The 10,548-nt window shown below is 71.7% G+C and carries 11 protein-coding genes; all 11 read right to left on the minus strand.

Features of this window, described 5'->3' with window-relative positions; translation table 11 throughout:
- Positions 1–32: 32 nt before the first annotated feature.
- The 11 genes from AC1DYG_RS00935 to pyrF all read right to left on the minus strand — a co-directional run bounded on the left by AC1DYG_RS00935 (position 33) and on the right by pyrF (position 10,546).
- Positions 33–1,571: an RsmB/NOP family class I SAM-dependent RNA methyltransferase gene (locus tag AC1DYG_RS00935; RefSeq protein WP_477638023.1), complete on the minus strand. Its 1,539-nt coding sequence runs from the start codon at positions 1,569–1,571 to the stop codon at positions 33–35.
- On the minus strand, positions 1,564–2,502 hold the full coding sequence (gene fmt, locus AC1DYG_RS00940; RefSeq protein WP_477638024.1) for a methionyl-tRNA formyltransferase: 939 nt from the start codon (positions 2,500–2,502) through the stop codon (positions 1,564–1,566). The genes AC1DYG_RS00935 and fmt overlap by 8 nt, the downstream gene beginning before the upstream one ends.
- The gene (gene def, locus AC1DYG_RS00945) at positions 2,502–3,047 is read right to left on the minus strand and encodes a peptide deformylase (RefSeq protein WP_477638025.1); all 546 of its coding nucleotides are present in this window, start codon (positions 3,045–3,047) and stop codon (positions 2,502–2,504) included. The genes fmt and def overlap by 1 nt, the downstream gene beginning before the upstream one ends.
- A gap of 87 nt (positions 3,048–3,134) precedes the next feature.
- On the minus strand, positions 3,135–3,497 hold the full coding sequence (locus AC1DYG_RS00950; RefSeq protein WP_477638026.1) for a hypothetical protein: 363 nt from the start codon (positions 3,495–3,497) through the stop codon (positions 3,135–3,137).
- 50 nt (positions 3,498–3,547) lie between these two features.
- Positions 3,548–5,596, minus strand: coding sequence for a primosomal protein N' (locus tag AC1DYG_RS00955; RefSeq protein WP_477638027.1), 2,049 nt, complete (start codon positions 5,594–5,596; stop codon positions 3,548–3,550).
- A 26-nt stretch (positions 5,597–5,622) separates the two neighbouring features.
- Positions 5,623–6,843 carry a methionine adenosyltransferase gene (metK, locus tag AC1DYG_RS00960; protein WP_477638028.1) on the minus strand — a complete coding sequence of 407 codons (1,221 nt, stop codon included), beginning with the start codon at positions 6,841–6,843 and terminating at the stop codon, positions 5,623–5,625.
- An 82-nt stretch (positions 6,844–6,925) separates the two neighbouring features.
- Positions 6,926–8,221: a bifunctional phosphopantothenoylcysteine decarboxylase/phosphopantothenate synthase gene (locus tag AC1DYG_RS00965; RefSeq protein WP_477638029.1), complete on the minus strand. Its 1,296-nt coding sequence runs from the start codon at positions 8,219–8,221 to the stop codon at positions 6,926–6,928.
- A gap of 41 nt (positions 8,222–8,262) precedes the next feature.
- Complete coding sequence (gene rpoZ / locus AC1DYG_RS00970) at positions 8,263–8,526, minus strand: DNA-directed RNA polymerase subunit omega (protein WP_140737392.1); 264 nt, start codon at positions 8,524–8,526, stop codon at positions 8,263–8,265.
- A gap of 88 nt (positions 8,527–8,614) precedes the next feature.
- A complete protein-coding gene (gene gmk / locus AC1DYG_RS00975; protein WP_477638030.1) occupies positions 8,615–9,199 on the minus strand; it encodes a guanylate kinase in 585 nt (194 codons plus the stop codon).
- The gene (mihF, locus tag AC1DYG_RS00980; RefSeq protein ID WP_179420118.1) at positions 9,196–9,513 is read right to left on the minus strand and encodes an integration host factor, actinobacterial type; all 318 of its coding nucleotides are present in this window, start codon (positions 9,511–9,513) and stop codon (positions 9,196–9,198) included. The genes gmk and mihF overlap by 4 nt, the downstream gene beginning before the upstream one ends.
- Positions 9,514–9,691: 178 nt before the next feature.
- A complete protein-coding gene (gene pyrF / locus AC1DYG_RS00985) occupies positions 9,692–10,546 on the minus strand; it encodes an orotidine-5'-phosphate decarboxylase (protein ID WP_477638031.1) in 855 nt (284 codons plus the stop codon).
- Positions 10,547–10,548 lie beyond the last annotated feature (2 nt).

Genomic DNA, 10,548 nt, shown 5'->3' on the forward strand with positions numbered 1-10,548 from the left:
CCTGCGCCGCCACGAGCAGCTCGGTGCTTCGGTCACCCCTTCTTGCGCAGGAGAGCCAGGAACATGCCGTCGGTGCCGTGCAGGTGCGGCCACAACTGCACCGTGGGGCCGGTGCCGGGGACGACCACGACGGCACCATCGCTGTCACGGACGAAGTCGCGGGCGTCGAGGAGCTCCACGTCCGATCGGCGCTTGGTCACGTCACCCACGACGAACGACGTCTCGGCCAGGTGCGGGCTGCAGGTGGCGTAGGCGACGACTCCACCGGGCGCCGTGGCGTCGATGGCCGAGGCGAGCAGCTCGCGCTGAAGCTTGCCGAGGTCGGCGAGGTCAGCAGGGGTGCGACGCCACCGGGCCTCGGGGCGGCGACGCAGGGCACCGAGACCCGTGCATGGAGCATCGACCAGCACGCGGTCGTAGCGATCGGGCTCGTCCTCGCCGACCGTCCGACCATCTCCGGTCCGCACCGTGACGGTGAGACCGGCCTGCGTCGCCCGCGCGATCGCGGGACGCAGAGTCTGACGGACCAGGTCGGTGCGGTGCTCGCTGACCTCGTTGGCCGTGAGGTCGGCGCCCGCCTCGATGGCCAGACCCGCCAGCAGGCCCGCCTTTCCCCCCGGACCGGCGCACAGGTCGAGCCACTGCTCGGGCCGGTCGGTCTCGATCGGTACAGCAGCCAAGGCCAGTGCGACGAGCTGCGATCCTTCGTCCTGGACCGCCGCCCGCCCCTCACGCACAGCGGGTATGCCGCCCGGGTCACCTCCGTCGAGGATCGCACCAAGGGGCGAGAGCCGGGAGGCCGCGGCGCCCGCGTCCACGAGCTCGGCCACCGTGGCCAGTCCCGGCCGGGCCACGAGGGACACCTTCGCCGCGGCGTTGTCCGACGTCACAAGAGCGACCAGCTCCGCGTCGACGGTGTCGGCCGTCGCGGCGCCGTGGCCGAGCAGCGCAGCACGCAGTGCCTTGACGATCCACTCCGGGTGGGACTGCTCGACGGCCAACCTGGCGGTCAGGTCGCCGGCCGGCACGACCTCCGAGAGCCAGGCGTCGAGGTCACGTTCGCTGATCCGACGCATGACTGCGTTGACGAACCCTGCTGCGCCAGCGCCGTTGACCTTGCGCGCGAGCCCCACCGTCTCGTCGACGGCTGCGTGGGTCGGCACCCGCATGCCGAGCAGCTGGTGGGCGCCGAGCCGCAACGTGTCCAGGACATTGGGGTCGATCTTGGTCACCGGTCGCCCCGCCGCCACGCTGATGACGGGGTCGTAGAGCCCGTGCATCCGCACGGCGCCGTAGACGAGCTCAGTCGTGAACGCGGCATCTCGGCCGCTGATCCCCCTGTCGCGCAACACCTTCGGGAGCTCGAGGTTGGCGTAGGCCCCCTCCGCGACGGCGCGCAGGACCGTGTAGGCCGCGAGGCGCTGCGGGTCGCTGCTGCGGTTGCGTTCGCTGGGCCGCTGCGCAGAGCGCTCCCTGTCGCCGTGAGTGCGCTCGGGGCGTTGACGACCCTTCGCGTTGCGGCGGCCCCCGTCGTCGCCCCGACGAGGTCCGCGTGGTCCTTGGTCACTCATGGCTGAACCGTTCTCCTGCGTCGATGCGGACCCCTCGCGCCCAGTCAGCCGCGGCCATCTGCTTCTTGCCGTGCGGACGCACGTCGCCGAGCCTGACCGGCCCGCTGGCGGTGCCCACGTGGACATCGCGCTTTCCGGCGGCGACTTCTCCCGGTGCCAGCTGCGGCCCGGCATACCCCTCGTCGAGGTGGACGGGCAGCAGCCCAACGCGTGCTCCACGGAAGGTGGACCACGCGCCCGGCGCGGGGGTGCACCCACGCACCTGCCGGTCCACCGCCGCGGAGGGTCGTTCCCAGCGCACCCGCGCGTCCTCGACGTCGATCTTGGGCGCGAGCGAGACCCCGTCGACCGCCTGCGGCACGGGGGTCAGGGCGCCGTCGGCGATGCCGTCCATGGTCGCGACGAGCAGGCCCGCTCCACCCTCGGCAAGTCTGCCGAGCAGGTCTCCCGCGGTGTCACGCGGGCGGATCCGCTCCGTCATCAGCCCGAAGACGGGCCCCGTGTCGAGTCCCGCCTCGATCAGGAAGGTCGAGGCCCCGGTCACCTCGTCGCCGGCCATCACGGCGTGCTGCACCGGTGCGGCCCCCCGCCATGCGGGCAGCAGGGAGAAGTGCAGGTTGACCCAGCCGTGCCGAGGGATGTCCAGAGCCGCCTGCGGGAGGAGGGCACCGTAGGCCACCACCGGGCAGGCGTCGGGGGCCAATGCCCGCAGGCGCTCGAGGAAGTCGGGGTCGCGCGGGCGGTCGGGGGTCAGCACCTCGATGCCGAGCTCCTCGGCTCGAAGGCGCACGGGCGACTTCGCCACGCCGCGACCACGGCCGGCCCGCGCGTCGGGACGGGTCACCACGGCGACGACCTCGTGCGGAGAGGCGATCAAGGCTTCGAGCGACGGCAGTGCCGGCTCGGGTGTGCCTGCGAAGACCAGCCGCATCACATCCCCCGGCCGAAGGTGGCATGCGGGCTGACCTTGACGACAGGAGTGTCGCCGCCGGCCCACTGCGCCTCGCGAATCGCCTTCATGGCCACCTTGCGTTGCTCGCGGTCCATCCGGTCGATGAACAGGATCCCGTCGAGGTGGTCGGTCTCGTGCTGCAGGCACCGGGCCAGCAGCTCCGAGCCCTCGATCACGACGGGCTCACCGAACTGGTTGAAACCCTTGGCCACGGTCCGGAGCGCGCGTGGCGTCTCGAACCGCAGGCCGGGAAAGGACAGGCAGCCCTCCTCGCCGTCCTGGCGCTCGGTCGAGAGGTCGAGGTCGGGGTTCACGAGATGGCCGAGCTCGCCATCCACCCAATACGTGAACACCCGCAGCCCCACCCCGATCTGCGGCGCGGCGAGTCCCGCTCCGGGGGCGTCGATCATCGTCTCGGTCAGGTCCTTGACCAGCTGCCGCAGCTCGCGATCGAAGTCGACGACGGGCTCGGCCGGGGTGCGCAGGACGGGGTCACCGAAGAGGCGGATGTTCTGGATCGACACGGCTCAGAGTCTAGGTGGGCCGACGTGGACGCTGCCCCCGGTCTCCGCTCGAGGCCGTCTGCCTCCAGCACTCGCCACGCTCCTGGCTCAGCGCAGGTAGGTCACCAGCAGCCCGACCACGAGGTAGGCCACGAAGAGGACTGTCACCATCCGCAGTCCCGGGGGCGGCTGGGGAGACGTCCCGAAACGCCCGTCGAAGTACAGCTGCTGCACGGGTGGGGCGTACCACAGCTCCAGCCGCTGACCGGGCTCGAGCCGGAATCGGTGCTCGGCCTTCCGGTGGTCCGATACCAGCGACGGTGCGGTCAGGACGTGCTCGCCTGCGGAGACCTGCAGCTCCCGCGAGCCCACGCCTCGGGGCAGAACCTGCCCGTCGAGGGTGACCACGGGTGAGAGCCACCGAGGGGATCGGCCCTGAACGTGCAGCACCAGGGTCGCTGTGTAGTCCACCGCCTCAGGATAGGTCTGAGCCGGGTCGCAGGTGACCGCAATCCGCCACGTCAGGTGGCGGGGTCGCGCGGATCCATCCGGACCTGGATGCTGGCCTTCTCCTTGCGGGCGCTTCGCACGGCCTTCATCGCGACCAGGGCCGCGGTCAGGGCGGGGCGCTGCTCGAGCGGGGCACGCAGCAGGACGCGGACGGCATCGTCGGCCACCGGCAGCGGACCGAGCTGGTCCACCGCGGCCGGCAGGTGGGCCAGCCGCAGGGCTGCCTCGAGAGCGCGGCGGTCACCGGTCAGAGCTGCCATCGCCACGGTCGGGGGCAGCGAGAGCTCGTGGCGTTCGGCGAGCTCCCGGGCCGCGAACCAGGCGGGGTCCCACCGGACCAGGGCCTCGACGACCGGCAGCGTCGTGTGGGTGGGGGCACCGCACAGCACCAGCTGGCCCCCCGCTGCCGCACCACGCGTCAGGGCGCCAGCGGCCACCCAGCGACGCAACGCCTCCTCCCCCGCATCCAGGGTGGGGCGGTCGAGGCTGGCCCAGGCGTCGAGGAGCAGACACGCGGCATACCCCCCGTCGGCCACGGGTTCGGCACCGGGTGTGGCGATGACGAGGGACGGCACGGCCGCCACGCGGTCGAGCACGGCACCGGCCCCGGAGGTATGCACCGGAACCCCCGGGAACGCCCTGCCCAGCTCCTCGGCCGTCCGACGTGCGCCGACCACCGACGAGCGCAGCTCGCGGCCACCACAGTGCCGACACTCGAACCGCCCGACCCCTCGCCCGCACCAGCGGCAGGCCGGCTCGGCCTGACGGGAGCCCAGGGCGACTGGGCCGGCGCAGTGCCCGCATCGCACGGCGGTGCGGCAGGTCTGGCAGGAAAGGGAGGGGACGTAGCCGCGACGCGGCACCTGCACGAGGACGGGGCCGGACTCGAGGGCAGCCTTGGCAGTCCGCCAGGCGAGGGAAGGCAGGTGCGCCGAGGCCGCCGCAGCATCACGCTCGACCTCGACTCCTTCGCCGGCCACCTGCACCCGGGGGGAAGCGCCGCGCAGGCCACCGCCCGTGATGGTCCGCAGCTCGCCGGAGTCGACGAGCCGCTGCACGGCCACGGTGCGCGTGAACCCTCCCGAGAGGACTGCGGCTCCCTCGACGGCCGCGCGGGTGAGGAGCACGTCGCGGACGTGGGGGTAGGGCGACCTGGGCTCGTCCAGCAGGTCGTCGCCGTCGTCCCACCATGCCACGAGCCCGAGCTCGCGCACCGGCGCGAAAGCCGCCGCCCTGGTGCCCACGACCACGGACACGTGGCCACGCAGGACCTTGAGCCATGCGGTGTAGCGCGCCTGCGGTCCCTGGTCAGCCGTGAGCCGCACGTGACGCCCGGGGCCGAGCACCTCGGTGAGGGCCGCGTCCACGCGCCCGACGTCGCGGTGGTCCGGCACGACGAGGACACTGCCCCGCCCGCCCGCGAGGGTGGCGGCCGCTGCCGCCGCCAGCGCCGACGGCCAGTCCTGCGCCGGGTCCGAGCTGGGTGCGGCCAGCCACGAGGCCGCTGGCGACTCCCCCGCCGCCAGCCGCGACAGGTATGCCGGCCCCGCGGCATACCTGTCCCAGACGCCTCCCGGACCGCTCACCTGGGGAAGGGGGTCGGGGGTCGGAGGCTCCAGCGCAAGCGCCTTCTCCGCTGCGGCGTGCCGCGGGGGGACCGCGAGCCGGAGCACATCACCGAGCGAGCCCGCGCAGCGCGCCGCGACCGCGGTGGCGACCCTGAGCTGGGTGGGCCGTAGCACCGGCTCGGGCGACACGACCCGCCGGATCGGCGCAAGCCGTCCCTCGTGCTCGGCGGCAGCCGCCCGCGCCACGAGGAAGCCGTCGAGGTCCTGGCCGGCGAAGCGCACCTTCACCCGGGTGCCGGGCACGGCCTTGTCGGCCATCGCCTCGGGCACGAGGTACTCAAAGGGTCGGTCGAGGTGGGCCAGGCCCGTGTCGACGACGACCGAAGCCACCGGGTCAGTGGACGCGGTGGCTTCGGTGCGAGGCGTGCGGGTCCGCGGCAGCGTGGAGCGGATCAGCTCCAGCTGCTCGGTCTCGCCCTCCTGTCCGCTCACGGGAGCGAACCTAGCGGAGGGGGCCGTCAGTCCTTGACGGCCTTCTGCAGCGCGTCGATGCGGTCCGTGCGCTCCCACGTGAAGGGGTTCTCCACGTGGCCCGCCTGGGTGCGGCCGAAGTGGCCGTAGGCCGCCGTCGGCTTGTAGATGGGGCGCAGCAGGTCGAGGTCCTGAACGATCGCGCCCGGCCGCAGGTCGAAGACCTTCGAGATCGCGGACTGGATCTTGTCGACCGGCACGCTCTCGGTGCCGAAGGTCTCGACGTAGAGGCCGACCGGCTGGGCCTTGCCGATGGCGTAGGCGACCTGGACCTCGCAGCGCCGGGCTAGGCCCGCAGCCACGACGTTCTTGGCGACCCAGCGCATGGCATAGGCGGCTGAGCGGTCGACCTTCGACGGGTCCTTGCCGGAGAACGCGCCGCCACCGTGGCGGGACATGCCGCCGTAGGTGTCGACGATGATCTTGCGACCGGTGAGCCCTGCGTCGCCCATCGGCCCGCCGATGACGAAGTTGCCGGTCGGGTTGATCAACGTGCGGTAGTCGGAGAGGTCGAGCTCGGTGCCCTCGTCGGCCAGCTCGGCCAGGACGGGCTTGATCACGTGCTCGATGATGTCGGGTGCGAGCAGTCCGTCGAGCGAGATGTCCTCGGCGTGCTGGGTGGACAGGACGACGGTGTCGAGCCGGACGGCCTTGTCGCCGTCGTAGCCGATGGTCACCTGGGTCTTGCCGTCAGGGCGCAGGTAGGCGACCTCGCCGCTCTTGCGGACGGTGGTGAGTCGCTCGGCCAGCCGGTGCGCGAGGTGGATCGGCAGCGGCATCAGCTCGGCGGTGTCCTCGCAGGCGTAGCCGAACATCAGGCCCTGGTCGCCGGCACCCTGCTTGTCCAGCGGGTCGACGCCACCAGTGCGGTTCTCGTACGCCGTGTCGACGCCCTGGGCGATGTCGGGGCTCTGCTGGCCGATCGAGACCTCGACACCGCAGGAGGCGCCATCGAAGCCCTTGGTGGAGGAGTCGTAGCCGATGCCGAGCACGGTGTCGCGCACGATCTTGGGGATTTCGACGTAGGCCTCGGTGGTGACCTCGCCAGCCACATGGACCAGGCCGGTCGTCACCATTGTCTCCACCGCGACCCGGCTGCCCGGGTCCTGGTCGAGCATGGCGTCGAGGATCGCGTCGGAGATCTGGTCACAGATCTTGTCCGGGTGGCCCTCGGTGACGGACTCGGACGTGAACAGGCGAGCGGACACTCATTTCTCCTTTGGAGCAGCGAATGCTGACGATGCTGGCCGCTGCGGCGACAGGCCGCGCGACCCCGAGAGTGTACCTAGGTCAGAGGATCTCCTGGACGGCGTCCCACACTGCGGCGGCAACCAGCTCCTTGGACGCCGGCCCGGCGTCGGTCACGTGGCTGGACCCCAGCCGCAGGATGTGGACGGTGTTGTCGTCCTGGCCGAAGGTCTTGTCGGCGCCCACCTCGTTCACGACGAGCAGGTCGCAGCCCTTGCGAGCCAGCTTGTCGCGGCCGTGCTCGAGGACCCCGCCCTCGTCGTCGCCGGTCTCGGCGGCGAACCCGACGATGACAGGACTGGCCTCCTCACCGCGCGACTCCACCAGACCGGCGAGGATGTCGGGGTTGCGAACCAGCTCGATGGTCGGCGCGGACTGCGCCTCGGGGCCGCCGGGGGCACCGAACGTCTTTTTGATCTTGGCGTCCGCGTAGTGCGCCGGTCGGAAGTCGGCCACGGCAGCGGCCATCACGACGACGTCGGCGTCCTTGGCAGCCACCTCCACCGCCGCCTGCAGCTCGAGCGCGGTGGAGACCGGCACCACCGTCACTCCCGCCGGCGCGGGCAGGGAGGTGTTGGCGGCGAGCAGGGTCACGGTCGCCCCGCGCCGGGCGGCCACCAGGGCGAGGGCGTAGCCCTGCTTGCCCGAGCTGCGGTTGCCCAGGAACCGCACCGGGTCGATCGGCTCCCGGGTCCCTCCCGCGGTGATGACCACCGTGCGCCCTTCAAGCTCGGAGGTCGTGGCGGGAGTGCGTGCCGAAGCTTCCGGATATCCGGTCGTTTCGCTTCCAACACCGATGTGGGGCGCGGGGTGGGCGAGGATCCGCTCGCACACGGCATACAACGTCTCGGGTTCGGGGAGGCGGCCCGGCCCCGTGTCGGCGCCGGTGAGGCGCCCCGACGCGGGCGGGATGATGTGTATGCCGCGTTCGGCCAAGATGGAGACGTTGGCCTGGGTGGCCGCGTGGTCCCACATCTCGGTGTGCATCGCCGGCGCCATGACGACGGGGCACCGCGCGGTCAGCAGGACGTTGGTGAGCAGGTCGCCGGCCAGGCCGTGCGCGGCCTTCGCGAGCAGGTCGGCGGTGGCCGGCGCGACGACGACCAGGTCGGCGGTCTGTCCGAGGCGGACGTGTGGCACCTCGTGCACCGAGTCCCAGACTCCGGTGTGCACGGGCTTGCCCGACAGCGCCTCCCACGTGGAGGCTCCGACGAACTGCAGGGCGGACTCGGTCGGCACCACGGTGACGTCGTGGCCAGCCTCGGTGAACAGGCGCAGCAGCGAGCACGCCTTGTAGGCCGCTATCCCGCCGCTGACACCCAGGACGATGCGCGCCACGGCGCCCCTGTCCCCTGCCCTCGTCCGGCCCGCGTCCGGGCTCAGCTCTCGATCGGCGTGGAGATGACCAGGCCCTCGTTGATCTCGCGCAGGGCGATCGACATCGGCTTCTCGTGCACCTGGCTGTCGACGAGCGGGCCGACGTTCTCGAGCAGGCCCTCCTGCAGCTGGCTGTAGTACGCGTTGATCTGGCGGGCGCGCTTGGCCGAGTAGATGACCAGGGCGTACTTGGAGTCGGCCTTGGTGAGCAGGTCGTCGATCGGCGGGTTGGTGATGCCGATCGGGTTGGCGACGGTTCCAGACACGGGGGGTACTCACTATCTGTTGGTAGCTCAGGTGTTGGTCAGGCGCAGCTGTGGTCAGGTGCAGCTTGGTGTTGCGCAGACGCTGGCGTCAGTGCGATCGCATCAATGATACGAGTTCTTCGGCCGCACGACGAACGTCGTCGTTGACGATGGTCACGTCGAACTCGTCCTCGGCGGCCATTTCGACCTTCGCGGTGTCCAGCCGACGACTCCGCTCCTCCTCGTCCTCGGTGCCGCGACCGACCAGCCGACGGACGAGCTCGTCCCAGCTGGGCGGGGCGAGGAAGACGAACAGGGCCTCGGGCATGGTGGCCCGGACCTGGCGGGCCCCCTGGAGGTCGATCTCCAACAGGGCCATCTTGTGCTCGCGCAGCGCCAGCTCCACCGGAGCGCGGGGGGTCCCGTAGTGGTTGCGACCATGCACGACGGCAGACTCCAGCAGCTCACCGGCCTGTTCCATCCGCGAGAACTCGGCCTCGTCGACGAAGTGGTAGTGAACGCCCTCGACCTCGCCGGGCCGCGGGCGGCGGGTGGTGGCGCTGACCGAGAGCCAGACCTCGGGGAAGTTGTCGCGGACATGGGCGGACAGGGTGCCCTTGCCCACAGCGGTGGGTCCAGCGAGGACGACGAGCCGCCGGGGGCGGTCCTCGCCGACGGAAGCGGGTCGGCTCACGCCTCGTCGAAGCGGGTGAGCAGCGCGGAGATCTGGTTGGCACCGAGGCCGCGGACGCGTCGGCTCTCGGAGATGCCGACCTCCTCCATGATCTGGCGGGCCCGGACCCGGCCCACGCCGGGCATCGACTCGAGCAGCGCCGAGACCTTCATCTTGCCGACGACCTCGTTGGCCTTGCCGTCGGCAATGACCTCCTTGAGCGAACCCTGGGCGTACTTGAGCCGGTTCTTCACCGCAGCTCGCTCGCGGCGGGCGACCGCAGCCTTCTCGAGGGCCGCCGCACGCTGCTCCGGGGTCAACGGGGGAAGGGCCACGGTGGTACTCCTTGCGCAAGCGGTTCGGCACGGGTTCGTGTCTGGGTGATCTCTTCCGACTCTAGCAACCGCGCCGCCGGGTTTCCCGTCGAGGTTCCATGGCGCCGGTCACAGCAGCGCGTCCCCGTGTCCCCGACCGGGCTCGGCACGGCCAGGGCCGCGCTCAACGCAGGAGGGCTCAGCGCAGGAGGGCGGCCAGGGACTCGTTCGTGCGGATGGCGCGGTCACGCAGGGCCGCCACGTCGGGCCCGGAGCTGAGGACGTCACGACTGCTGGCCGGCAGAACGTTGGGGAGGGCGTCCCCGAACACACGCCGCAGGTCCTCGCTCGTCCCGCCCTGGGCGCCCACCCCCGGCGCGAGCAGGGGTGCCGTGGCCCCCGCGAGGTCGAGGCCGAGCTCCTGAACCGCAGAGCCGACCGTCGCCCCGACCACGAGCCCCACGCTGCCGAGCTCGCCGCGCTCCCGGGCCGCGGCGTTCTCGCCTGCCGCACCGGCCACCATGGACTCCGCGACGCTGACGTCCCGCAGCCGGGCGTGCTGGACGGAGCGGCCCTCCGGGTTGGAGGTCAGACCCAGGACGAAGACGCCTCGTCCGGTCTGGGCCGCGAGGTCGAGAGCGGGCCGCAGGGACTCGAACCCCAGGTAGGGGCTCACCGTGACGGCATCGGCGGGCGCCACCGCGTCCTTGCCGAGGTAGGCCTCGGCGTACGCCGCCATGGTCGAGCCGATGTCGCCACGCTTGGCGTCGAGGATCACCAGCGTGCCGGCCTCACGCAGGGCGAGGATGGCGCGCTCCAGGATGGCTACGCCCCGCGACCCGAACACCTCGAAGAACGCCGACTGCGGCTTCACCACCCCGACGTGCCCGGCAAAGGCCTCGACGCACGTGTCAGTGAAGGCAGCCAGCCCATCGACGTCGTAACCGAGTCCCCACGACTCGACCAGGGCGCGGTGCGGGTCGATCCCCGCACACAGGGGGCCATGGGTATCCATCGCCCCGCGCAGCCGTTGTCCGAACGTCAACTCAGTCATGG

The organism is Pedococcus sp. P1_H8, assembly GCF_056405175.1.